Raw genomic sequence first — 22,362 nt, 5'->3', positions numbered from 1 at the left:
TATGTGTCCGATACTTTAAATTAAATGACTCAAACTTAAGGATAGGTTTATGAGGAGCAATGACAGGATTTATATTATCGATGATGATAAGGAACGTTGTGACAAGCTTCGGACTATTTTTGATTTTATAGGACAATTCTCTGAGGTCACTCAATATGGCAATTGGCAATTGAGTGTTAATCCTAATCCAAGTGTGATAGTTCTTGGAGCGTGTACTTCTTTTGAAAAAATGATGGATGAATTGGATACATTAGTTAAAAAGTTTCCAAAAACTCCAATATTGGTTATTGATGCTGTGCTTTCTACATCTGAATGCGCGGATCGAAATATCGTTGATTGTTTATCATTTCCATTCAGCTATGCAAAAATGCTTAAATCGCTCCATAGGTGTCAAATTGCTAAAGAAGCAGTTAAATTTATCACTGCAGGTACCCATAAGACCCCCTTATTTAGAAGCTTGGTTGGGAATAGTGAAGGTATTCGTCAAGTACGCAAACTAATTGAGCAAGTAGCTGATACTGAGGCCAGCGTGTTGATTTTGGGTGAGTCAGGTACGGGTAAGGAAGTCGTTGCTCGCAATATACATTCTCTTTCATACCGAGCAAATAAACCATTTGTCCCTATCAATTGTGGAGCAATCCCGGGGGAATTATTGGAGAGTGAATTATTTGGTCATGAAAAAGGTGCATTTACAGGAGCGATTACATCAAGGCAAGGACGTTTTGAGTTGGCCAATGGAGGAACTCTATTCCTGGATGAAATAGGAGATATGCCATTAGCTATGCAGGTTAAGTTATTAAGAGTTTTACAAGAACGTTGTTTTGAAAGAGTGGGTTCAAATAAAAGCATCGAAGTCAATGTTCGTATCATTGCCGCTACACATAGAAATTTAGAAATTGCTATTCAAGAAGGGAAATTTAGAGAAGATTTGTTTTACAGATTGAATGTATTTCCCATTGAAATGCCTCCACTACGTAATAGAAGTAGTGATTTACCACTGCTTTTTAATGAGCTGGTTTCTCGAATTGAAGGAGAGGGCAGACCTACCGTTCGATTAATGCCCGATGCTATGGATGCTTTATGCGAATATAGCTGGCCAGGTAACGTGAGGGAGTTAGCTAATTTGGTGGAGAGATTATCTATTCTTTACCCTAATGGTATTATTGGCAAGAGTGATTTACCTCATCGGTTTCAAGGTGAAAATAAACCAGCTTGTTCAGAGGCATCAGGGGCGGAACGTGAAACTTTGTTGCAAATAATAAAGCAGGAGTCAGTAGCCAATGCAGAGGGCATTGATTTAAAAGAGCATTTGGTTAAAACAGAACTTGCCTTGATTAGCCAGGCCTTAGATGAGTCAGATTGGGTTGTTGCTCATGCGGCCAGTTATCTCAACATGAGAAGGACAACTTTAGTTGAAAAAATGCGCAAATATGGCTTAACTCGACCAGAAAGAATGGAACGATAGATAGATACAGCTCACCCCATATTACTTATTTGCTAGCACAGGATTATTTCTCTTTTTCCTGTGTTTCTTCTGTATTTGATTCAGGTTTGCTTTCTGTTTTTGGCTCAGTTTTGTTTTCAGTGGTCTTGTTTTCTGTTTTTGGTTCGGCCTCGCTTTCAGCTGGCTTATTTTCTGTGGTTTTCTCTTCGGTACTAACAGGCTGTGCTCTTTTTTGCTTATAGTCCTGAATTATTTCACTGACACTGGTTTTAATCCCCTTAAATAATTTCGCGGTCATTGATGTTAATTCATTAAGATCTGGTAACTTCGATTTGAAATCACTCATGCCTTACTCCTCAGAAAAAATTGTTATTCTTTAATTATATACCGAGATTCAAATTTTGGTTAATGGCAGATTTTGAAAGTTTTTGCTCATTAATTTCTTAAATTCCGCTACCATCATCAGCTTTAAGCTCATGATAAAATTGATCTCGTTTCCTATGGAATGCTGCCTGATTTAACGGTATTGAATTTCAATGGCGTTCCCAAGCTGTTTCAGTACTAATTTTTAAATCCACGGATGAATGAGTCTCATTGCCGGTTTAAGCACCTTGCTTATAATTGGTAATTTGGCATGGACAGTTAATTTGAATGCATTAAACTCCGCCATTTTTTCTATTAAATATTCATCGCTAGTAGCTAATTTATCAACGAGCCGGAGATCAAAAGCATCTTTTGCTATCCAATGTTCACCAGTTGCAACCTTATCTATATCAAGTTGACTTCTATTTTTAAGAACATACTCTCTGAATGCGGTATGAATTTTTTCCAAATCTTCCTGAAACTTTTTTCTACCTTTTTCAGTATTTTCCGCAAAAAGTGTCAGGGTGCGTTTGTATTCTCCTGCAGTTAATAGCTCAACATCAATGTTGTTTTTCTTTAACCAGCGATGAAAATTAGGAATTTGAGCAACTACGCCTATAGAGCCGATTATTGCAAATGGGGCGGCAATTATTTTATTTGCTACGCAGGCCATTAAATATCCGCCGCTGGCTGCCATTTTGTCTATGCTGACAGTCAAAGGAATTTTTTTATCACGGATTCGCTGTAACTGGGACGCAGCAAGTCCATAACCATTGACGGCCCCTCCAGGGCTTTCCAACCTTACTAAAACCTCATCCTCAGGTTTTGCTATACTTAATATCGATGTGACTTCATCTCTTAGTTGTTCAACTTGGGTTGCTTTGATATCGCCGCTGAAATCAATGACATAAAGAACCGGGCGCTTGGTTTTATCTTTTTTCTTTTTTCCAGGTTTTTTTCCTAAAATCTCTTTATTCATTAAGGCATTCAGGTGCTCATACTCTTCATTAAGAGAGGTAATTTCCAGTTTGGGTTTGGTTTTGCGACCCATAGAAAATATACCTGCCAGAAGAATGAGTAATGCGATGACGAGAGTGATGCATTTTAAGAGAAACATGCCATATTCACTAAGGAATTCCATCATATACCTTTGCAAAAAATAAAGCAGATTATGGCGATCATCCACTCACTTCGCAAGCAAAAATTAAATAACTTTTCACGAAGGCATTGGGGATTTTTCTTATGTCCTGTTATAGTTAGCCGAGTGTATCTAAAAATAAAGTGTTTTATGCTTGATGTGATTGAACTTGATTTTGACTATCATGACCAGCCGTTGTTGCAACAAATTTCTTTTCATCTTCCTGCTGGAGGCTTATTGCATTTAAAAGGTTCCAATGGAGCAGGAAAAACGACTTTACTTAAATTAATCGCGGGTTTGCTTAATCCTGAAAAGGGAGAAATTTTCTTCGAAAGGCAATCTATAAAAAAAGATCTATGCACTTATCAAAAGCAATTATGTTTTGTGGGACATAGATCAGGGATTAATCCCTATCTTACGCTAAGAGAAAATTGTTTATATGACATACATTTTTCTCCTGGTGCACTGGGCATTACAGAATTATGCAGATTATTCAGTTTAGAACACCTTATTGATTATCCATGTGGATTACTATCCTCGGGACAAAAAAGGCAAGTTGCTTTATTAAGATTATGGATGTCAAAAGCAAAATTATGGTTGCTTGATGAACCTTTGGTTGCTCTTGATGAGTTATCATTGCTTACAATTATCACAAAAATCCAAGAGCACAGGGCAAAAGGCGGTGCTGTATTATTGACCTCTCATCAGGATTTGCCTTTAAACAAGGCAGATTATGAGGAGTATCATCTATGAATTCCCCATTTCAATTATTCGGAAAACAGTTCAGGCGTGAAATATTAATCCAGGTGCGGCAAATCAGATATTTAGTTAATTCGTGTTTATTTTTTTTAATGTTGTTATTTATTTTTCCTCTTACTCTAAGACCAGAATTGATGTTGATGCGTATGTTTGCTCCCGGATTAGTGTGGATGGCCATTTTGTTATCCATGCTTCTTTCGTTAGAACGGTTGTTTCAACAAGATTATGAACAAGGGGTTCTTGAACAGTGGCTAGTTTCAGGGCAACCATTAAATCTCCTTGTGACAGCCAAAGTTATGGCACACTGGTTGATATCTGTGACACCGTTATTATTATTATCTCCTTTGATTGCAATATTATTTTCATTCAATGTTTGGGAGACATATATATTGTTATTGAGCCTTATTTGCGGGACGCCAGCCATATTATTTTTATGTGCGCTTGCAGCAGCTTTTGGTATAGGGATAAATCAGCGTGGGGCTTTGATGGCATTGATTCTATTGCCATTAACTTTACCTTTACTGATATTTGGTAGTGGTACTTTGAGCGTTGCGATGCAGGGTTTGCCGGTCAGCGGCTATCTGGCTTTATTATTGGCGATGTCTCTATTGACAGTTGGTTTTCTACCCTATGCGATTGCTGCAGTGATACGTATTAGTCATATAGACTAAGGTCTGTTGACATTTCTACTATCTTGGCCGAAAAGCCTTGATTTTCTGTGCTCCGTTACTCACATACTTCTATGTATGCTCCGCTACGGTGCTCGAAAATCAAGGCTTTTCGACTCAAGCGAGCGAAATGTCAACAGACCCTAAGTTTGGAACTAAATTTTGTGATTGTTTTGTGATTGTTTTGTGATTGTTTTGATGCGTGGTAGAATCCTTCTTTTTGATTTTATTGTTTCCTATGTGGAAGATATTGTATCAGTTGGCATCGCCAAAAAATTTTTATAACTACGTGGGACGCCTCATTCCCTGGTTGGCAGTCAGTGCTTTAGCTACCATAGCCATTGGTATGGTTTGGGGATTGGCATTTGCTCCACCAGATTATCAGCAAGGGGATGCATACCGAATTATTTTTGTTCATGTGCCCAGCGCTTTTTTATCAATGGCATTGTATGCCTGGATGGGGTTTCTGGCCATTTTATTGTTGGTGTGGCGTATCAAAATGGCAGGGCTTTTGATTCATAAAGTCGCGCAATTAGGTGCCTGCATGGCATTTCTTGCTTTAATTACAGGGAGCATTTGGGGTAAACCCATGTGGGGTGCCTGGTGGGTATGGGATGCGCGCCTGACCTCAGAGTTAATACTTTTGTTACTCTATCTGGCAATTCTGGCTACCTACCAAGCGGTAAAAAATAAAGAAGATGCAGATAAAATAATAGCAATTTTAGCTTTGGTGGGCTTAATTGATTTACCAATAATTCATTATTCAGTTTATTGGTGGAATACTTTACACCAAGGTGCGACTTTATCTGTGTTTGCTAAACCCAAAATTGCTCTCAGTATGTTGTATCCTTTGTTAATCACTTTGCTGGGTTTTTTCTTGTATTCCTTATGGATCATTTTGGAAAAAGCACGTAATGAAGTCTTATTTAGGGAGAGAAAGCAATCATGGGTTAAGGTTCAATTTGAGGAAGAGTCTGATGAATCAGTTTTTTGAATGGTTGGCAATGGGCGGTTATTCTCTCTATGTTTGGCCTGCTTATGGCTTGGTTTGCGTGGTTTTGGGCATGAATATTTTAGGAATAAAGTGGCAAAGAACTCGTACCCGCAAAAAATTACAACGTTGGTTTAAGAGATAGGTTAAATGACCCCTTTACGGCGACGCAAATTATTTATCTTACTGTTTGCCCTGACTATTTTATCTGCAGCGGCTGCCCTGGTTCTATATGCCTTAAGACAAAATATCAGTTTATTTTACACCCCCACTCAGATTGTTGCGGGAGAAGCACCAGTAAAACACCACATCCGAGTTGGAGGTATGGTGGAAGCAAATAGCATAGTACGTGCCAAAAAAGGTTTGGATGTCCAGTTTAAAATTACGGATTTTGAAAACACGATTGTTGTTACCTATTCAGGGATACTTCCCGATTTATTTCGAGAAGGGCAAGGAATAGTTGCGGAAGGAGAAGTAACTGATAATCATCATTTTCATGCTATACAAGTTTTGGCAAAACACGATGCCAATTATATGCCACCTCAAGTAAAGTCTGCTTTAGCTGATAAGGTGAAACAATGATAGCGGAATTAGGACTGTTTTTTTTGATTTTGGCTTTAGTGGCTTCTTTGATGTTAGCTTTGATCCCATTAGCTGGTTTGCAATTCAATCGGAAAGACTGGATTGATTCCTCCAGGAATTATGTCGTGCTGCAATTTTTATTTGTGGCATGTGCTTACCTATGTCTCACGGCCTGTTTTTTGATGGATGATTTTTCGGTGATCTATGTGCTGAATAACTCCAGCTTATTGCTCCCATGGTTTTATAAATTTTGTGCTGTGTGGGGTGGGCATGAAGGTTCCATGCTGTTATGGGTCGCTATCCTTAGTTTTTGGATGATCCTGGTTTGTTTTTTTAGCTCAAGCCTTGATACGGAAATGCGCGCTCGGGTATTAGTTATTTTAGGTTGGCTAAGCATTGGTTTTATTCTTTTTTTGTTAATGACTTCCAATCCTTTCTTGCGCCAATTTCAAGTATTGAATACACAGGGCCGTGATCTGAATCCATTGCTGCAAGATCCTGGCTTTTTATTCCATCCTCCTATGTTGTACATGGGATATGTAGGGTTTTGTGTCGCTTTTGCTTTTGCTATTGCTGCCTTGTGGGCAGGGAAAGTAGAAACCAGTTGGTCTAAATGGACCAGACCCTGGACTCTGGCTGCCTGGTGTTGTTTAACCGCGGGAATTACTTTGGGCAGTTGGTGGGCTTATAGAGAATTAGGCTGGGGTGGTTGGTGGTTTTGGGATCCTGTAGAAAACGCTTCTTTTATGCCCTGGCTGGTTGGTACGGCACTATTGCATTCTTTGGCAGTTACAGAGCAGCGCCAGCAATTTAAAGCGTGGACCATTTTGCTTGCAATCGCTGCTTTTTCTTTAAGTTTAATTGGTACTTTTCTTGTTCGCTCTGGAGTTTTAACTTCAGTTCATGCCTTTGCGGTTGATCCTCAGCGGGGATTATATATTCTGGGATTTTTGTTATTCGTCATTGGGGGTTCTTTAACATTGTTTCTTTTCAGAGCCCAAACCTTGCAAGTCAATAAACATCCTGGCTTATTATCCCGAGAAAGTGCGTTGTTGTTAAACAATGTGTTTTTAGTGGTTATTATGCTGACGGTATTAATGGGCACGGTTTATCCATTGCTGGTGGAAGGGTTAGGGTTAGGCAAATTATCCGTTGGAGCGCCCTATTTTAATGCAGTATTTGTTCCATTAATGATTCCTTTATTATTGCTAATGGGGTTAGGTGTCCGTTTGAAATGGCAGAATGATTGTTGGAGGGATGTCTTCAGAAAACTAAATCGTATTTTTTTGCTTAGTCTGATATTGCCTGTCATTTTACTATTCTGTACCTCAACTGAAATACACCTTACAGCCCTTTTGGGATTAATTTTGGCATTCTGGGTTTTGTTGAGTACTGCTAATGCGGCGTATCACAAAGTCAGGGATAGAGGGGTGGCAGGAGTTGGACAGGCTTATTGGGGGATGGTTTTGGCTCATTGTGGTGTCGCAGCAACAGTGATTGGCATTGCTGTTTCTTCAGCTTATGGCGTACAAGATGATGTACGTATGTCTCCTGGCAAGCAAGTGAATCTGCTGGATTATCAGATTGGATTCATTAATCAGACTCCGTTGAATGGCCCAAATTACAAAGGGACAAGGGCTGAGTTTTCAATACAATATCAGAATAAATCCAGGCAAATTTTTCCTGAAAAAAGAGTGTATACCATTGGACAAATGCCAATGACTGAGTCTGCGATTGATGTGACTCCCTTCCGAGATATTTACATTGCTTTGGGGGAGCCACTGTCTGAGGATGTCTGGTCGGTACGTATTTATTATAAACCGTTAGTCCGCTGGATTTGGGCTGGCGGATTTATGATTTTAGCCGGAGGCGTTTTGGCATTAACAGATAGAAGGTATTACAGAAAAAGGCAAGTAACGGTAATGTCAGAGCAGGAGATCAAGATATGAAAAAAATAGGATGGCGTGTTATTCCTGTCGCTATTTTTTGTCTTTTATGTTTTTTCCTCTGGCGAGGTTTATCTTTGGATCCCCATCATTTGCCTTCAGCTCGAATTGGAAAGCCATTACCAGACTTTGCCTTACCAGAGTTGCAAAATCCCGATTCTACTTTTAGTGCAATAAACTTTCATAATCAGGTCGTTTTGCTTAATGTCTGGGCAAGTTGGTGTGAGGCTTGCGTTGAAGAGCAAGTATTTATGTTGCAACTCGCAAGAGAAGGCGTACCTATCTATGGTTTAAATTATAAAGACAATCCAGAGCACGCGAGAGCATGGCTTGCACAATGGGGGAATCCTTATCGACTCATAGGCCAGGATTCAGAAGGTAAAGTCGCTATTGACTTAGGTGTATATGGGGCGCCTGAAACTTTTGTCATTGACAAGAAAGGAATAGTCCGCTACAGGCATGTCGGGATAATGAATCAGAAAACCTGGTTAACTGATATTTTACCTTTAATGAGGAATTTGGAGAAATCATAATGAGAGTATTCCACTTCTGTTTTAAGGTGATTTTATTGCTGCTATTAGTATCCGTTGCGTTTGCAAATAGTATGTATCCATTGGACTCAGCAAGAAAAGAAGCACAATTTAACCATCTTTTAAAAGATTTGCGTTGTTTGGTATGCCAAAATCAGGATTTGGCAGATTCAAATGCTCAATTAGCGAAGGATTTACGTTTTCAGGTTTATGAATTAGTGAAAGAGGGCAAAAGCGATAGTGAAATAATGGATTATTTAACCGTACGTTATGGGGATTTTATACTATTTAAACCGCCTGTTAAGAGCGTAACTCTTTTATTGTGGTTTGGCCCATTCCTGTTTTTATTGATTGGCTTTATTATTTTTTGGCGGACATGTTTTAAGCGAAATTCTCATGAATGAATGGTGGTTAATTATTTTATTGGTTGTTTTAGCCGTTTTTGCAAGCACTCTTATTATCTATCCTTTGCGGCGTAATCGTTTGGTAAGTTTGTTGCTCGCCCCCGTTATTTTTATAATGGTTTTTACAGGGTACTATTTTTGGGGAGATTTTGCTCGGTGGCAAGAATATCTACATCGAAATGAGGCTCAGGAGCTAGCGCAATCGATGCTAAAATCGATTAAAAGCCCTCAGGAATTAATCGACAAGCTGAAGGCCAAGTTGGATGCGCAACCTGAAAGTGCCAAGGGTTGGTATTTGTTAGGCAGATTATACAGCAGTCAAAAGGATAACCAAAATGCTTCCCTCGCTTTTGCAAAAGCCCACCAGCTTAAACCTGAAGACGAGCAATTTGCAGTCAATTATGCCCACAGTTTATGGCAATTGAGTAATCAACAGTTCAATCCTGATATTTTAGAAATTTTTCATACCTTATTAAAAAATAACCCCAGGCAACCGGATGCTTTAGCCATGCTTGCGATGCATGCTTACTTAAGTCATGATTATGAAGCTGCGATTAATTACTGGCAACGGCTACTCCAGTTGGCGCCAGCGCAGTCCGAAGAAGCATTGGCTATTCGCAAGGCAATAGCAAAAGCTGAGAAACAAATTAATAGAGGGGGAAAGAAGAGTGACAGATAAAGTTTACCAAATTGTGGAGTTAATTGGGACTTCGCAGGAAGGAATTGAAAAAGCAATTGATAATGCAATAAAGCAAGTGGCTAAAACGCATGGAAAATTGGATTGGTTTGAAGTAGTAGAAACAAGAGGTTTCATTGATGATAATAAAGTGAAGTATTATCAAGTGCATTTAAAAGTGGGTTGTAATGTTTAATCAAACAGGAGTTGTTAACATTTCATTGTTTTGTTGATAACAAAAAGGTGTAATTATGAAAAAACTACTATCTGCGTCTGTTATTACTTTGATGATTACCGGATGCGCAGCTATTCCAGCAGATCCTCAGACCGAACGTGTGATTGCAAGCCCGAATCCGGCACCTAAAGGTTGCAAATACGTGGGCCAGGTCGTAGGCAATCAGGGTAATTTCTTTACCGGAGGCTTTACTTCCAATCGCAATTTGGAAGAGGGAGCAATGAATGATCTGAAGAATAAAGCAAGCAAAAAAGGGGCAAATTACATTCAATTGGTGACGAACCGAGCCGGTGTAACTGGTTCCATGAGTGGTTCATTTGATCGTCACGGTGGTTTTATGAGCGGCGGTTCAGAACAAACTAATGTGACTAATCTGGGTAATGCCTATATCTGCCCGCCCAAGGCAATTGGGTTAGAGTAGAGTTATTTCAAGAAATTACCCCGGATTAGGCACAAAGCCTGGATCCGGGGATTGATAGGACATCCTTGAATAAAGGGATGTAATAATAATGGGCTCATTAATACGATAATACGCTTTTCACATACCCTGAGCATCACAGAAATCTTTGCAATGCGGCAATAAAATGAAAGAGACAGTTTATGCACGAGGCCTAATCAGGTTTTCGAAATATAAGGATTGTCTTTAATATAAAATCTTAATAACTCATTAGCCCATTCTTTAGCATAATGAACCCCAATTCTGGGTTTTTCTATAATGGTAAAATCAGTTGGACTGTTTGGCTCAGCAATATAAAAATCATTGCTTAATAAATCACGATGATTCAGTTTGGAGTCAATGCGCATGGCTTTGGATAATAACCCTGGTCCTTGAGTTCTGTCTTGAATGTTTTTGATAGGTTCCAGGGCACGTATTAATACTGCTGAACCTATACCCTCCTTTTCGGTGACTACGTTCATGCAATAATACAGGCCATAAATTAGATAAACATACGCATAGCCTGCTGGTCCAAACATAACTTTAGTTCTTTTAGTCAATCCTTTTGATGAATGGCAGGCCAAATCATGTGGCCCAAGGTAGGCTTCGACTTCTACAATGCGCCCAATCTTCTCTTCCAATCCATCATGATGAACCAAATATTTGCCTAAAAGTTCTTTTGCAACCAGAATGGTATCACGTTCGTAAAAAGGTCTTGGTAATTTACGCATAAAGGTATCTCACTCGACTTCTGAAAATTCGTTTAAGGCTTCGAGAAAATAATGGCCATAACGAGCTAATTTATGTTGCCCAACTCCAGATACATTCAGTAGTTGCTTACTGTTTTTGGGTTTTAATTGGGCCATTTCATGCAATGTAGCATCACTGAATATCATAAATGGTGGTTTGTTTTCTTCATCGGCCAACTGACGTCTTAACGCACGAAGTTTTTCAAATAATGGGTTACTTTCAGTTTTAAAGGAAGGACTCTGCTTGCCTTTCTTTTTACTGCTATTCAGATCATTGTTAGGAATGGTTAATGAAATACTTTCTTCACCTTTTAGGAGGGGAATCGCTTTTGGGGTCAAGCGTAACACATTAAAATGATTCATGTCCTGTAAACAATAATCTTTATGAATTAATTGCCAGGCAAGATGCTTCCAATAATTGGCAGATTTCTCTTTCCCAATTCCAAAGGTACTTAAATGCTCATGCCCAGACTGCTTGATTTTTTCAGATAAACTACCTCTCAGGACATCAATAGTATGAGTTAAACCATAGCTTTGTTTTAATCGATAAATGCACGATAAAAATTTTTGCGCATCTTCTGTTGCATCGGCTGTTTGCGGTGGGTTATCGCAGACATCACAGTTTTTACATTCTGTATGAGAAGGTTCATCAAAATAGCGTAATAAAATTTGACGACGACAATGTGACGCTTCAGCAAAAGCAAGCATATGATTTAATTTATTGGTTTCTATATGTCTTTGCTCATCAAGAGAGATGTTCATGATCCAGGACCGCAAACGGGCACTATCCGCGGCATCATAAAGAAGAAGAGCCTTGGCCGGTAATCCGTCACGTCCTGCACGACCTGTTTCCTGGTAGTAACCTTCGATGCTTTTGGGTAAATCATGGTGTACAACAAAGCGAACATTAGGTTTGTCAATACCCATTCCAAAAGCAATAGTAGCTACCACAATATCAATGCGATCGTATCTGAAAAGGTTTTGCACCTCACGCCGCTCCGTATGAGACAGGCCTGCATGATAAGCGCGTGCTTTAAATCCAAGTTCTTGTAATTTCGCTGTAAGATGTTCGACTGTATGGCGGGTTCCACAATAAATAATTCCGGATTGCTGGGTATCAGATTGTAAAAACAGATTTAATTGCTTCACTGCATTTGTTTTAGGAACTACTTTGTAATGGATATTCGGTCGATTGAATGAAACAACGTATTTTTTTGGTTGATAATTCAACTTGGTAACAATATCCTCACGTGTTTGCTTATCTGCAGTCGCTGTCAGAGCAATCATAGGAATGTCAGGAAAGTTAGTTTTCAGTAAACCTAAACAAGCGTATTCAGGTCGAAAATCATGTCCCCATTGTGAAATACAGTGTGCTTCATCGATAGCAAATAAAGAGATAGTACATTCTGACAGTCGATCCAGAAACGAGTTACTAATAAGACGTTCTGGAGCAATATAGAGTAAATCCAATTCATTATGATGTAATTGATTTAATACATTTCTAGCCTCTTCGGCGGTTAAGGATGAGTTGTAGTAAGCCGCACGAATACCCTGTAGTTTGAGAGCGGTTACTTGATCTTCCATTAACGCGATTAAAGGAGATACTACAATGCCAACACCACGGCGAACAATGGCTGGAATTTGATAGCAAAGCGATTTTCCCCCTCCAGTAGGCATTAATACCAGCACATCTTCCCCAGAAATGACATCCTCAATTATTTTTTCCTGAGGAGGCCTGAAGGAATCAAATCCAAAATATTTTTTTAAAACAGCTAATGCGTTTGGATTTATAAAAGATGGTTGCGCTAAAGTTCCCATGTAATTATTCTTATTATCTTTCCTGGGCGCTAAAAATTCGCAATAATATCATTTTTTAAGAAAGCGTCATAAATAAATCCAATGACTAAAATCAATAAATCTAAGGATGGTCTATGCATTTTAATTTCACTGATGAACATTTGGCATTTCGAGAAATGGCCTCCGAGTTTGCTCGTAACAAACTGGCTCCAATGGCAGATTTCTGGGATGAACAAGGTTACTTTCCAATCGAAATTTTAAGAGAAGCGGCACAATTAGGTATGGCGGGAATGGTAGTCCGCGAAGATATAGGAGGTGCTCAGCTCTCTCGTCTGGATGCCGCACTCATATTTGAACAACTCGCTACGGGCTGTATTCCAACAAGTGCATATCTCTCCATCCATAATATGGTCGCTTCATTGGTCGACCGCTATGGCAGTCAAGAGATTCGCAAGAAATGGGGGCCAAAATTAACCAGTATGGAAGTGATAGCCAGTTATTGTCTTACAGAACCAGAATCCGGATCTGATGCAGCCTCTTTAAAAACTCGTGCGGTAAAAGAGGGTGAATATTATGTTCTTAATGGCGCGAAAGCATTCATATCGGGTGGAAGTGTTAGTGATGTGTATTTATGTATGGTACGTACAGGTGATGAATCTCATCATGGCATCAGTTGTTTGTTAATTGAAAAAAACACTCCTGGTCTGACATTTGGCAAACTGGAGAAAAAATTAGGTTGGCGAAATCAGCCAACTTGTATGCTATATTTTGAAAATTGTCGTGTGCCCATTGCCAATCGTGTTGGTGAAGAAGGTATGGGTTTTAAAATTGCACTGAATGCCTTAAACGGAGGGAGAGTGAATATTGCTTCCTGCTCATTGGGAGGGGCTCTTGCTTGCCTGCGAATGAGCCAATCTTATATGCATGAGCGCAAACAGTTTGGAAAACCTTTAACTCAGATGCAAGCTCTTCGTTTTTATTTTGCGGATATGTTAACAGATTATGAAGCGGCAAGGCTGATGGTTTATAGGGCTGCAGCAGCAATGGATAATGATGACTCCAATGCGCCAATGTATTGTGCGATGGGCAAGCGCTTGGCTACAGATGTCGCATTTCGTATTAGTGATAAAGCCATGCAATTGCATGGAGGTTATGGCTACCTGAGAGATTATCAAATTGAAAGAATATTTAGAGATTTAAGAGTTCATCAGATTCTTGAAGGGACTAATGAAATCATGCGTGAAATTATAGCGAAAGCAAGTTTGGATGAAGAGTATTTTATAGATTAATCATAGGGGATTATTGATGAATTTAATTGAACAGGATATAGATAATAAAGGAATCTTAACTTTAACTTTGAATAGACCAGAGAAGCTCAATGCTTTAAGCACAGATGTTTTGAGCGCATTAAATGAATTATTCTTTCAAGCGAAATCTAATCCCAAAGTCAAAGCATTATTGTTAACAGGAAATGGTAAAGCATTTTGCGCTGGGGCTGACATTAATCGACTGGCTGAATGTAACGCTCAAACTGGTTATGAATTTGCTTGCCAGGGACAAGAGGTTTTTCGACTTTTGGAAACGATGGGGAAACCTTCACTTGCCGCAGTGAATGGTTTTGCTTTCGGTGGCGGATGTGAGTTAGCGATATCTGCAACTCTTAGAATTGCTTCAAATAAGGCGATGTTTGGTCAGCCTGAGGTAAAATTAGGTGTTATTCCCGGGTATGGTGGCACACAACGATTGGCCAGGCTAATTGGCAAAGGGCGAGCGATGGATTTATGTTTGACGGGGCGCTTTATCAATGCGGAGACTGCCTTAAACTGGGGGTTAGTCAGTGAAGTTGTAGCACCAGAGGATTTGTTGACTCAAGGAAAAAATATTCTAAACGGAATATTAAGCATGGCTCCTTTAGCAGTTGCCAGTGTAATGGAATCGATAGATCATGGTTATGATTTATCACTCACAGAGGCACTTCATTTGGAAGCAATTCATTTTGCAAAAGTTTGCGCCACTGAAGATAAGAAGGAAGGAGTAGCTGCGTTTCTAGACAAGCGAACCGCAGATTTTAAAGGGGTTTAATTATGACTGAAGAGGTGCTGTTTTCTCAGGAAGGTCAATTGGGATTCATTACTTTAAATCGACCCAAGGCTTTAAATGCTTTAACTTTAACCATGATCATGGCACTGCAAAAGCAATTGTCAATTTGGAAAGAAGATAATTCTATTAAAGCAGTAGTCGTACAAGCTGTTCCGGGTAATGCTTTTTGCGCAGGTGGCGATATTCGTTGGCTATATAATGCGGGCCGTAGTAAAGACTCTGAGCAGATGCAGTTCTTTTGGCATGAGTACAGGTTAAACCATTTTATTCATCATTTTGGTAAACCTTATATTTCTTTGCTGGATGGGATTACTATGGGAGGAGGGGTCGGTATTTCCTTACATGGAAGCCACCCTGTTGCCAGTGAGCGTTTTGTATTTGCAATGCCAGAAACAGGGATTGGTTTTTTTCCTGATATTGGTGCCAGCTATTTATTAAACAGATGCCCAGGGTTCTTAGGAGTCTATTTGGGGTTAACTGGAAATAAATTGGGTCCTCATGATGCCAGGAAGGCAGGGTTAGTGAAGCAGATTGTCTTTGCAGAGCAAATGCAGTCAATGATTGAGGCATTAAAGAGAGAAGATTTATCAGAAGATGCTTTCAATCGTGTCGATGAATGCATTTCTTCTTTTGCAAGTGATGCCATGCCCACCGAGGCAAGTCAAATCAAACCTTTAATCGATGTCTGTTTCTCCAAGCCTAGTGTTGAACTAATAAGAGAGTCTTTACAGAGCACAGACGGTGTGTGGGCTCTTGGGGTGGATAATACTTTGCTGCAAAAATCGCCTCTGAGCCTTAAGATAACCCTTGCACAAATCCAAAAAGCCAAGGGCTTATCTTTAGCAGAATGTTTAAAAATGGATTTCGATCTCGCCAGTCATTTTATGAAAGGCAGTGATTTTTATGAAGGAGTTCGCTCTTTATTGATTAATAAAGATAAAAATCCTCAATGGAGACCGTCCAGTTTGGAGTTGGTCACTGATGGCATGGTAGTGAGTTATTTTGAAAGCTCATCTTCCGGATTAGAATTAATGATACTTTAGTTTTCTGAATTTGATTGGAGAATAATAAATTTCCGGCATGAATACCTCCTTATGGTTGAAGATCAGTCTGAAATATTATCTGATTGTTGTCATAAGGAAGTATCTAAAAGTAATAATTCAATAAAATGTGCTCATCCCCAAAATGCCTCCTTCGTCAAAAGAGCTTCAAGCTTGCGGTTGTAAGCAGCGGTGATTACTGTACCTATTACAATTATGAGTGAAATAATATTTTAGATTAGATACAAATATCTGTTCACCATTTTCCATAAGAAAAATTCGTTCAGGTTGCAGTTCGACAAAATTGGAGTCCATTAAAATGGCTTCATAAACGCTTGAGGCATTAACGAAAATCCACTTATCCAGGAAAGGTAGAATTTTATTGGGATCATTGGTAAAGAAATTTTGATAAATATCAGTGAACAATTTATTTCTCATTTCATAATTGCTTTTGAAGTAGAAGTTACTTCGATCTTGCTTATATTCTACGAAAGGTGGTTTATTAGGATTTTTTTTCATTCCTGCAGAGATAGTTAAAGCAACGATAAGCGCTTTAGCGGGCTCAAATGTCAATGGTGTACCTAACAGATTGGAACCATTATTTTTTGCCAGGTAAGTTTCAAATAATTCAACGGCATCATCGCTTAGTGGGTCTATATAGCTATTGATGAGAAAGCCAGTGGCCATATTGGTATCCGGATTATAACTACAACTAATATAAGTATTGTAAGTAAATTTATCAGGAGCAAAAGGAGCCACCACTTTTTCAAGAATTTCTGCGTGTACCTGATCGCAGTCCAGCTGTTCTGATTCGAGAGAACCAGAAATACGAATAATTTGAGTAGGGTAGTCAATGCTTCTGGCATTAGATTCAAGTAACTTGAATTCTGCCGATTCGCTGGAATAAGATTTTACAAAAGCATTTTTACTGGTTGGAATTTTTGATAAAAAGACATCTCCTTTGTCATTTTGGGGTTGGCTTAATGCACAAACAGGGAGTAAAACCAGTGGAGCAATAAAATGATTGAATCTCATAGCAAACTCCTTTTTTAAATTAAATCCTTTAATTTAAAGAACCAGTTTAGCAGGGAACAGATTAGATCAGGTTTTGATCACAGGTGATCGCATGAAAACAGGTTCTAATTTTGAGTATACAGGAATGATTTTAATTCGCTACGTTTATGGGGCCGCAGGTTCCATGGTATACTATACGATTAAAGCGCATTATTTTAATTAATTACTTAATTTGAGAGCAGAATGTCTGATTTTTATCAAGACTTTAACAAAAGGCGTACCTTCGCCATTATTTCTCACCCTGATGCAGGAAAGACCACTGTGACTGAAAAGTTATTACTTTTTGGAGGAGCTATTCAGCTCGCAGGTACGGTTAAAGGCCGGAAAGCAGACAGGCATGCCACTTCCGATTGGATGGAAATGGAAAAAGAGAGAGGAATATCGATTACCACGTCCGTTATGCAGTTTATACATAATCAACACGTCATCAATTTGCTAGATACACCAGGACATGAAGATTTTTCTGAAGATACGTATCGTACTCTCACAGCTGTAGATTCTGCTTTAATGGTAATTGACGTGGCCAAGGGAGTGGAGGAGCGAACGGTAAAATTGATGGAAGTTTGCCGTTTACGTGATACACCTATCATGACTTTTATCAATAAATTGGACAGAGAAGGGCGAGAGCCTATTGATTTGCTTGATGAAGTAGAGTCTGTTTTGGGCATTCAATGTGCGCCAATTACCTGGCCAGTTGGAATGGGTAAACGCTTCAAGGGAATTTATCATCGCTATCAAGATATTATTTATTTATATCAGCAAGGAAGTAATGCAAAAAAAGTGGAAGCTATGCAGATTAAAGGATTGGATAATCCTCAATTAGATGAGTTGATAGGAGACAGTGCAGACGAACTTAGAGAAGAAATTGAATTAGTCAAAGGAGCGTCCCACGAGTTTAACTTGGAAGATTATCTTGCAGGAAAAATGACCCCGGTATACTTTGGTTCAGCAATTAATAATTTTGGTATTAAAGAATTATTGGACGATTTTGTCGAGTATGCGCCAGGACCTCAACCTCGAGCAACTCAGGAGAGAGTTGTTTCTCCGAATGAAGAAACATTTTCCGGTTTTGTTTTTAAAATTCAAGCCAATATGGATCCCAAACACAGAGACCGAATTGCCTTTATGCGTGTATGTTCTGGCGCTTACAAGAAGGGAATGAAATTAAGTCATTTACGCATAGGAAAAGAAGTGCAAATTTCCAATGCCTTAACTTTTATGGCAGGCGATAGATCGCACACAGAACTTGCTTTAGCTGGTGATATTATTGGTTTGCATAATCATGGTACTATTCGTATTGGTGATACTTTTACACAAGGTGAACAATTAAAGTTTACTGGAATTCCTAATTTTGCTCCTGAATTGTTTAGGCTTGTCAGGTTGAGGGACCCATTAAAGAGTAAAGCCTTGCTTAAAGGATTAATCGAATTATCTGAAGAGGGTGCTACCCAGGTTTTTAGGCCATTAAACAGCAATCAGTTAATATTGGGAGCTGTTGGGATATTACAATTTGATGTGGTAGCGCATAGACTGAAACATGAATATAAAGTCGATTGTATTTATGAATCAGTCAATGTGACTTGCGCTCGATGGGTTTATTCTGAAGATGATAAAGCAATGAGCGAGTTTCGTACCAAGGCTTATGATTATTTGGCTTTGGACGGAGGAGATATGCTTATGTACCTGGCGCCTACCAAAGTGAATTTGACAATGGCAGAGGAGCGTTATCCGAAGATTAAATTCTGCGCTACTCGAGAACATTGATGAACAGGATTTGAATTTTCACACCCCATTACTGTTTGGTGTTGGGGTGCGATTAGCTCAATTCTTTATGCTGTACAAGTTGCTTTGAGAGTATGTGGTCCAAAATTGGTGATTTGAACTTTTGCCCCAGATTCTGCGCTTAATTTTAAAATATCGCCAGAATGGACAGTCACTTTCATGGTATTTCCTTTAGAGAGCGTTACACCATTAATTTTACCGGCTTTTGCGAGAGCCTCGGCAAAAAGTTCATTGGATGGATCTTCACTGGTAATTTTACAATCGGCCGCTACTTCCCAATACAAATAATTAACAAAGACTAGAGGTTCATTAGGGGGAAACTCATATTCCAGCGTTACTCCAGCTTGGAGTGTGTGAGTCACGCTGGAATAAGTGCTTGAACTAAATGTTGCCACTGCGCATAACAACGTAAAGCCGATTTTTCGTAGCATAGATATATCTCCATTATGAAAAATTAACTGGCTAAGATACATTTATTTTGCTTCGTTGGCAAATTAAAAGGCATTTGCGTCGATTGAACCGGGTACCCACCCCGTCAGAGATTATTGTTTTTATTTTGAAAGGGTTATATTTCTCCCAAAGCCTTAGCTATTGATTCAGTCATTACTTTGGCATCTCCGAAAAGCATGTAGGTATTGTCGTGAAAAAATAAATCGTTTTCCACACCGGCATAACCAGGAGATAAGCTGCGTTTGACGAATAAGACCGTTTTAGCTTTTTCAACCTCCAGGACAGGCATCCCATAAATGGGGGAGGCAGGATCAGTTTTAGCTGCAGGGTTGGTGATATCGTTAGCTCCAATCACGTAAGCAACGTCACAGGTAGCAAAATCTCTGTTAATTTCACTTTGCTCAAAGACTCTGTCATAGGGGATATTGGCTTCAGCAAGTAATACGTTCATATGGCCAGGCATGCGTCCGGCAACAGGGTGTATTGCAAAACGAACACGAATAGAACGAGATTCCAAGGCATCAACAAGCTCTTTCACCGCATGTTGAGCATGTGCCACTGCCATTCCATATCCAGGAACAATGATGACATCCTTGGCATTACTTAATAGGAATGCAGCATCTTCGCCATTGGCTTGCCTGACATTGCGTAACTCATTAGCAGAATGAGCTTGTTTCGTATTTCCAGAACTGTTTATTCCACCAAAAATGACATTAAAAATAGAGCGATTCATACCAACGCACATGATATAGCTTAAAATTGCCCCGCTGGCGCCTACCAGAGCGCCTGTGATAACTAACAGATGATTACTCAGAGTGAAACCTATTCCTGCTGCGGCCCAACCTGAGTAAGAGTTTAGCATGGAAATAACGACGGGCATATCAGCTCCGCCAATAGGAATAATCAGTAAAACCCCAATGAGAAAAGCTAATCCCGCGAGCAGGTTAAAGAGAAACAGGTTTTGATTGGCTACAAATAAAATGAGTAACACCAGGATTGTGAGTCCTATTATTAAGTTGACATAGTTTTGAGCATAAAATCGAATTGGAATACCTGATATGAGTCCTTGCAATTTTAAAAAGGCAATGACTGAACCAGAAAAGGTAATGGCTCCGATGATTAATCCCAGGCTCATTTCAATTAGACTTGCGGTAGCAATAGCACCAGGTGTGCCGATTTGAAAGGACGCGGGGGATAAAAAGGCACAATAGGCTACCAGAACTGCTGCCATGCCTACTAAAGAATGAAAAGCAGCAACCAGTTGTGGTATGGCCGTCATGTTGATCTTCAAAGCAATAATAGTTCCTATTATTCCACCGCCTGCTATTAAGGCGATTAAAAGAATATGATGATAGGTAGTAGGCATCATTAGGGTGGAGCCCACTGCCAGGATCATACCTAGAATGCCTAGAAGGTTCCCCCTTCTTGAAGTAGCTGGACTGGCCAGTCCTTTTAAAGCCAATATAAAGCAAATGGCTGCCAATAAATAAAACAGTGGAACTATTGAATTCATTACTGATTCCATCCTTTATATCATTATTTTTTATACATGCGCAGCATGCGTTGAGTTACTACAAATCCGCCAAAAATATTAATTGAAGTGATAAATATGGCTATGCCACCTAACCAGGTGATCTTTCCAATCAATTCACTTCCTGCAGCAATTAAAGCACCAAGTATAATAATACTGGAGATGGCATTAGTAACTGACATTAAAGGGGTATGTAAAGCTGGTGTTACTTTCCAAACCACATAATAACCTACAAAACAGGCCAGAACGAAAATGGTTAATATTGTAATATAAGGATTATCAAGTGTATGAATCTCAGGCATTTTGCTTCTCCTTTACTCCTTGAAAGGGCAGGTAAGTTCCTTTATGACAAAGCACAGCTTGCTGAATAATCTCATCATCAGGATTTAAGTTAAATTCAGCCGGATTTTTCGCTAAAAGGTTAATGAGATGAACCAGATTATTAGAATACAGATCACTTGCGGTAGCGGGGACAAGACCTGCCATATTACTTAATCCTACTATAGTAATTTCACCATGCTTAATAGTTTTATCGACAACACTGAGTTCACAATTTCCACCTCGAGAAGTTGCGAGATCAACAATGACAGAACCAGGTTTCATTTGCTCGACAGTTTTTTTATGAAGTAAAACTGGGGCTTGACGTCCGGGTATCAAGGCAGTGGAAATTACGATGTCTGCAGTTTTTGCATATTGATCAATGAGCTCAGCCTGAAGTTTTTTATATTCTTCACTAGTTTCTGAAGCATATCCCCCAGCGGTTTCGCTATCTTGTTCCTGCATTACTTCTATGAACTCAGCTCCTAAACTTTCAACTTGTTCCTTGGCTGCCTTTCTTACGTCAAAGGCATAAACCACTGCACCTAAACGTTTCGCAGTAGCTATGGCTTGCAAGCCTGCAACTCCGGCACCTAGAATGAGTACTTTGGCCGGTTGAATCATACCTGCTGCTGTCATCATCATAGGAATTGCTCTATGAAATGTTGCCGCAGCTTCCAAAACTGCCCTGTACCCAGCAAGATTAGCTTGAGACGATAGGCTGTCCATGCTTTGAGCACGACTTATCCTGGGTATGAGATTCATTGAAAATAATGTCATTTGCTGATCCAGACACCACTTAACAAGCGGGCTATTAGGATTATTGTCTATGTGGCCAATTATCAAAGAATCTGCAGGTAGGCCATTTAGGTTTTTGGGATCAGGTTCGTCAACACATAAAAGAATTTGTGTTTTTTTGAGTAATGTACTTTTACTGTCGAATATTGTTGCGCCAATTTTTTCAAATTCTTCATTGGCAAAATCTGAGCTAAGCCCCGCGTTTTTTTCAATCCCTACGTCATAGCCTAGTTTTATGTATTGTTTGGCTGTGTTGGGCGTGATAGCTACTCGCGTTTCCTGAGCTGATTCCATTAAGGTTGTAATCATCATGGGAAAATCCTTATTACCGTTATTATTCTATCCTATTGTAATTTAGAATAATTTTCTACAGTAGAAAATACCAATTTTGTATTTTAGAATCTGCCAAAGCGAGGAATTAAAAATGAAAAGGGCGTAATAAATACGCCCGATGGTGTTAGTGTGTTATAGACAGCAAGATTGAGTGCAGTCCTGTTTAAAACCGTGGATTCCTCCGGAGTGCTTTTGGCTTCTCAGTCTAGGCTGAGCTT

The 22,362-nt window shown here is 39.4% G+C and carries 25 protein-coding genes; 16 read left to right on the top strand and 9 right to left on the bottom strand.

Features of this window, described 5'->3' with window-relative positions:
* Nucleotides 1–49: 49 nt before the first annotated feature.
* On the top strand, nt 50–1,465 hold the full coding sequence (locus OQI99_RS07555) for a sigma-54 dependent transcriptional regulator (RefSeq protein ID WP_061481540.1): 1,416 nt from the start codon (nt 50–52) through the stop codon (nt 1,463–1,465).
* Nucleotides 1,466–1,508: 43 nt separating this feature from the next.
* Here the strand turns inward: OQI99_RS07555 and OQI99_RS07550 are convergent, their stop codons facing one another.
* Nucleotides 1,509–1,790 (bottom strand): hypothetical protein, encoded by a 282-nt coding sequence (locus tag OQI99_RS07550; protein ID WP_061481538.1) that lies wholly within the window; start codon nt 1,788–1,790, stop codon nt 1,509–1,511.
* Nucleotides 1,791–2,012: 222 nt separating this feature from the next.
* The gene (gene sohB, locus OQI99_RS07545; protein ID WP_042238083.1) at nt 2,013–2,948 is read right to left on the bottom strand and encodes a protease SohB; all 936 of its coding nucleotides are present in this window, start codon (nt 2,946–2,948) and stop codon (nt 2,013–2,015) included.
* Nucleotides 2,949–3,095: 147 nt separating this feature from the next.
* Between sohB and ccmA the strand changes: the two genes are divergently transcribed.
* From ccmA to OQI99_RS07490, 11 genes are all read left to right on the top strand, one after another.
* On the top strand, nt 3,096–3,698 hold the full coding sequence (gene ccmA, locus OQI99_RS07540) for a heme ABC exporter ATP-binding protein CcmA (protein ID WP_061481536.1): 603 nt from the start codon (nt 3,096–3,098) through the stop codon (nt 3,696–3,698).
* Nucleotides 3,695–4,375, top strand: coding sequence for a heme exporter protein CcmB (gene ccmB, locus OQI99_RS07535; protein WP_061481534.1), 681 nt, complete (start codon nt 3,695–3,697; stop codon nt 4,373–4,375). The genes ccmA and ccmB overlap by 4 nt, the downstream gene beginning before the upstream one ends.
* Nucleotides 4,376–4,610: 235 nt before the next feature.
* Nucleotides 4,611–5,366: a heme ABC transporter permease CcmC gene (ccmC, locus tag OQI99_RS07530; protein ID WP_061481532.1), complete on the top strand. Its 756-nt coding sequence runs from the start codon at nt 4,611–4,613 to the stop codon at nt 5,364–5,366.
* The gene (ccmD, locus tag OQI99_RS07525) at nt 5,350–5,508 is read left to right on the top strand and encodes a heme exporter protein CcmD (RefSeq protein ID WP_011945969.1); all 159 of its coding nucleotides are present in this window, start codon (nt 5,350–5,352) and stop codon (nt 5,506–5,508) included. The genes ccmC and ccmD overlap by 17 nt, the downstream gene beginning before the upstream one ends.
* A gap of 5 nt (nt 5,509–5,513) precedes the next feature.
* On the top strand, nt 5,514–5,945 hold the full coding sequence (gene ccmE / locus OQI99_RS07520; protein ID WP_061481530.1) for a cytochrome c maturation protein CcmE: 432 nt from the start codon (nt 5,514–5,516) through the stop codon (nt 5,943–5,945).
* Nucleotides 5,942–7,894: a heme lyase CcmF/NrfE family subunit gene (locus OQI99_RS07515; protein WP_061481528.1), complete on the top strand. Its 1,953-nt coding sequence runs from the start codon at nt 5,942–5,944 to the stop codon at nt 7,892–7,894. Before ccmE ends, OQI99_RS07515 begins: the two co-directional genes overlap by 4 nt.
* Complete coding sequence (locus OQI99_RS07510; RefSeq protein ID WP_027268084.1) at nt 7,891–8,424, top strand: DsbE family thiol:disulfide interchange protein; 534 nt, start codon at nt 7,891–7,893, stop codon at nt 8,422–8,424. The genes OQI99_RS07515 and OQI99_RS07510 overlap by 4 nt, the downstream gene beginning before the upstream one ends.
* Complete coding sequence (locus OQI99_RS07505) at nt 8,424–8,825, top strand: cytochrome c-type biogenesis protein (RefSeq protein ID WP_265731629.1); 402 nt, start codon at nt 8,424–8,426, stop codon at nt 8,823–8,825. Before OQI99_RS07510 ends, OQI99_RS07505 begins: the two co-directional genes overlap by 1 nt.
* Nucleotides 8,818–9,504 (top strand): tetratricopeptide repeat protein, encoded by a 687-nt coding sequence (locus tag OQI99_RS07500; protein WP_011945973.1) that lies wholly within the window; start codon nt 8,818–8,820, stop codon nt 9,502–9,504. Before OQI99_RS07505 ends, OQI99_RS07500 begins: the two co-directional genes overlap by 8 nt.
* On the top strand, nt 9,494–9,697 hold the full coding sequence (locus OQI99_RS07495; protein WP_011213332.1) for a dodecin: 204 nt from the start codon (nt 9,494–9,496) through the stop codon (nt 9,695–9,697). The genes OQI99_RS07500 and OQI99_RS07495 overlap by 11 nt, the downstream gene beginning before the upstream one ends.
* Before the next feature lie 55 nt (nt 9,698–9,752).
* Nucleotides 9,753–10,157, top strand: coding sequence for a DUF4156 domain-containing protein (locus OQI99_RS07490; protein ID WP_265731628.1), 405 nt, complete (start codon nt 9,753–9,755; stop codon nt 10,155–10,157).
* Nucleotides 10,158–10,351: 194 nt separating this feature from the next.
* Here OQI99_RS07490 and OQI99_RS07485 read toward each other — a convergent pair whose 3' ends face one another.
* Entirely contained in the window at nt 10,352–10,903 is a 552-nt protein-coding gene (locus tag OQI99_RS07485) for a DNA-3-methyladenine glycosylase (RefSeq protein ID WP_265731627.1), read from the bottom strand.
* A gap of 9 nt (nt 10,904–10,912) precedes the next feature.
* The gene (recQ, locus tag OQI99_RS07480) at nt 10,913–12,739 is read right to left on the bottom strand and encodes a DNA helicase RecQ (RefSeq protein WP_265731626.1); all 1,827 of its coding nucleotides are present in this window, start codon (nt 12,737–12,739) and stop codon (nt 10,913–10,915) included.
* A gap of 113 nt (nt 12,740–12,852) precedes the next feature.
* Here recQ and OQI99_RS07475 point away from each other — a divergent pair, with 113 nt between their 5' ends.
* From OQI99_RS07475 to OQI99_RS07465, 3 genes are read left to right on the top strand one after another with little or no spacing between them, the layout of a single operon-like run.
* A complete protein-coding gene (locus OQI99_RS07475) occupies nt 12,853–14,007 on the top strand; it encodes an acyl-CoA dehydrogenase family protein (protein ID WP_265731625.1) in 1,155 nt (384 codons plus the stop codon).
* 16 nt (nt 14,008–14,023) lie between these two features.
* Nucleotides 14,024–14,800 (top strand): enoyl-CoA hydratase/isomerase family protein, encoded by a 777-nt coding sequence (locus OQI99_RS07470; protein ID WP_265731624.1) that lies wholly within the window; start codon nt 14,024–14,026, stop codon nt 14,798–14,800.
* A gap of 2 nt (nt 14,801–14,802) precedes the next feature.
* Nucleotides 14,803–15,861, top strand: a complete 1,059-nt coding sequence (locus OQI99_RS07465; RefSeq protein ID WP_265731623.1) for an enoyl-CoA hydratase/isomerase family protein — start codon at nt 14,803–14,805, stop codon at nt 15,859–15,861.
* A gap of 165 nt (nt 15,862–16,026) precedes the next feature.
* Here OQI99_RS07465 and OQI99_RS07460 read toward each other — a convergent pair whose 3' ends face one another.
* On the bottom strand, nt 16,027–16,893 hold the full coding sequence (locus OQI99_RS07460; RefSeq protein WP_061512919.1) for an Lpg0189 family type II secretion system effector: 867 nt from the start codon (nt 16,891–16,893) through the stop codon (nt 16,027–16,029).
* A gap of 222 nt (nt 16,894–17,115) precedes the next feature.
* On the opposite strand from OQI99_RS07460, the gene OQI99_RS07455 reads away from it, so the two are divergent.
* On the top strand, nt 17,116–18,696 hold the full coding sequence (locus OQI99_RS07455) for a peptide chain release factor 3 (protein ID WP_265731622.1): 1,581 nt from the start codon (nt 17,116–17,118) through the stop codon (nt 18,694–18,696).
* Nucleotides 18,697–18,761: 65 nt separating this feature from the next.
* Here OQI99_RS07455 and OQI99_RS07450 read toward each other — a convergent pair whose 3' ends face one another.
* The 4 genes from OQI99_RS07450 to OQI99_RS07435 form a co-directional block, all read right to left on the bottom strand.
* Nucleotides 18,762–19,145: a hypothetical protein gene (locus tag OQI99_RS07450; RefSeq protein ID WP_011213334.1), complete on the bottom strand. Its 384-nt coding sequence runs from the start codon at nt 19,143–19,145 to the stop codon at nt 18,762–18,764.
* 134 nt (nt 19,146–19,279) lie between these two features.
* Nucleotides 19,280–20,677 carry an NAD(P)(+) transhydrogenase (Re/Si-specific) subunit beta gene (locus OQI99_RS07445; protein ID WP_265731621.1) on the bottom strand — a complete coding sequence of 466 codons (1,398 nt, stop codon included), beginning with the start codon at nt 20,675–20,677 and terminating at the stop codon, nt 19,280–19,282.
* Between the two features lie 23 nt (nt 20,678–20,700).
* Nucleotides 20,701–20,997, bottom strand: a complete 297-nt coding sequence (locus OQI99_RS07440) for a proton-translocating transhydrogenase family protein (protein WP_061512923.1) — start codon at nt 20,995–20,997, stop codon at nt 20,701–20,703.
* Complete coding sequence (locus tag OQI99_RS07435; protein WP_265731620.1) at nt 20,990–22,123, bottom strand: Re/Si-specific NAD(P)(+) transhydrogenase subunit alpha; 1,134 nt, start codon at nt 22,121–22,123, stop codon at nt 20,990–20,992. The genes OQI99_RS07440 and OQI99_RS07435 overlap by 8 nt, the downstream gene beginning before the upstream one ends.
* Nucleotides 22,124–22,362: the final 239 nt, after the last annotated feature.

It is taken from the genome of Legionella sp. PATHC039, assembly GCF_026191275.1.
GTDB lineage: Bacteria > Pseudomonadota > Gammaproteobacteria > Legionellales > Legionellaceae > Legionella > Legionella pneumophila.
The sequence above is the reverse complement of the archived record's forward strand: the minus strand, read 5'-3'. Positions and strand labels throughout refer to the sequence as shown.

What these genes read in the sequence shown, in the direction of transcription:
- OQI99_RS07555 (WP_061481540.1), top strand. Translation starts at nt 50, where the DNA reads ATGAGGAGCAATGACAGGATTTATATTATCGATGATGATAAGGAACGT.
- OQI99_RS07550 (WP_061481538.1), bottom strand. Translation starts at nt 1,790, where the DNA reads ATGAGTGATTTCAAATCGAAGTTACCAGATCTTAATGAATTAACATCA.
- sohB (WP_042238083.1), bottom strand. Translation starts at nt 2,948, where the DNA reads ATGGAATTCCTTAGTGAATATGGCATGTTTCTCTTAAAATGCATCACT.
- ccmA (WP_061481536.1), top strand. Translation starts at nt 3,096, where the DNA reads ATGCTTGATGTGATTGAACTTGATTTTGACTATCATGACCAGCCGTTG.
- ccmB (WP_061481534.1), top strand. Translation starts at nt 3,695, where the DNA reads ATGAATTCCCCATTTCAATTATTCGGAAAACAGTTCAGGCGTGAAATA.
- ccmC (WP_061481532.1), top strand. Translation starts at nt 4,611, where the DNA reads ATGTGGAAGATATTGTATCAGTTGGCATCGCCAAAAAATTTTTATAAC.
- ccmD (WP_011945969.1), top strand. Translation starts at nt 5,350, where the DNA reads ATGAATCAGTTTTTTGAATGGTTGGCAATGGGCGGTTATTCTCTCTAT.
- ccmE (WP_061481530.1), top strand. Translation starts at nt 5,514, where the DNA reads ATGACCCCTTTACGGCGACGCAAATTATTTATCTTACTGTTTGCCCTG.
- OQI99_RS07515 (WP_061481528.1), top strand. Translation starts at nt 5,942, where the DNA reads ATGATAGCGGAATTAGGACTGTTTTTTTTGATTTTGGCTTTAGTGGCT.
- OQI99_RS07510 (WP_027268084.1), top strand. Translation starts at nt 7,891, where the DNA reads ATGAAAAAAATAGGATGGCGTGTTATTCCTGTCGCTATTTTTTGTCTT.
- OQI99_RS07505 (WP_265731629.1), top strand. Translation starts at nt 8,424, where the DNA reads ATGAGAGTATTCCACTTCTGTTTTAAGGTGATTTTATTGCTGCTATTA.
- OQI99_RS07500 (WP_011945973.1), top strand. Translation starts at nt 8,818, where the DNA reads ATGAATGAATGGTGGTTAATTATTTTATTGGTTGTTTTAGCCGTTTTT.
- OQI99_RS07490 (WP_265731628.1), top strand. Translation starts at nt 9,753, where the DNA reads ATGAAAAAACTACTATCTGCGTCTGTTATTACTTTGATGATTACCGGA.
- OQI99_RS07485 (WP_265731627.1), bottom strand. Translation starts at nt 10,903, where the DNA reads ATGCGTAAATTACCAAGACCTTTTTACGAACGTGATACCATTCTGGTT.
- recQ (WP_265731626.1), bottom strand. Translation starts at nt 12,739, where the DNA reads ATGGGAACTTTAGCGCAACCATCTTTTATAAATCCAAACGCATTAGCT.
- OQI99_RS07475 (WP_265731625.1), top strand. Translation starts at nt 12,853, where the DNA reads ATGCATTTTAATTTCACTGATGAACATTTGGCATTTCGAGAAATGGCC.
- OQI99_RS07470 (WP_265731624.1), top strand. Translation starts at nt 14,024, where the DNA reads ATGAATTTAATTGAACAGGATATAGATAATAAAGGAATCTTAACTTTA.
- OQI99_RS07465 (WP_265731623.1), top strand. Translation starts at nt 14,803, where the DNA reads ATGACTGAAGAGGTGCTGTTTTCTCAGGAAGGTCAATTGGGATTCATT.
- OQI99_RS07460 (WP_061512919.1), bottom strand. Translation starts at nt 16,893, where the DNA reads ATGAGATTCAATCATTTTATTGCTCCACTGGTTTTACTCCCTGTTTGT.
- OQI99_RS07455 (WP_265731622.1), top strand. Translation starts at nt 17,116, where the DNA reads ATGTCTGATTTTTATCAAGACTTTAACAAAAGGCGTACCTTCGCCATT.
- OQI99_RS07450 (WP_011213334.1), bottom strand. Translation starts at nt 19,145, where the DNA reads ATGCTACGAAAAATCGGCTTTACGTTGTTATGCGCAGTGGCAACATTT.
- OQI99_RS07445 (WP_265731621.1), bottom strand. Translation starts at nt 20,677, where the DNA reads ATGAATTCAATAGTTCCACTGTTTTATTTATTGGCAGCCATTTGCTTT.
- OQI99_RS07440 (WP_061512923.1), bottom strand. Translation starts at nt 20,997, where the DNA reads ATGCCTGAGATTCATACACTTGATAATCCTTATATTACAATATTAACC.
- OQI99_RS07435 (WP_265731620.1), bottom strand. Translation starts at nt 22,123, where the DNA reads ATGATGATTACAACCTTAATGGAATCAGCTCAGGAAACGCGAGTAGCT.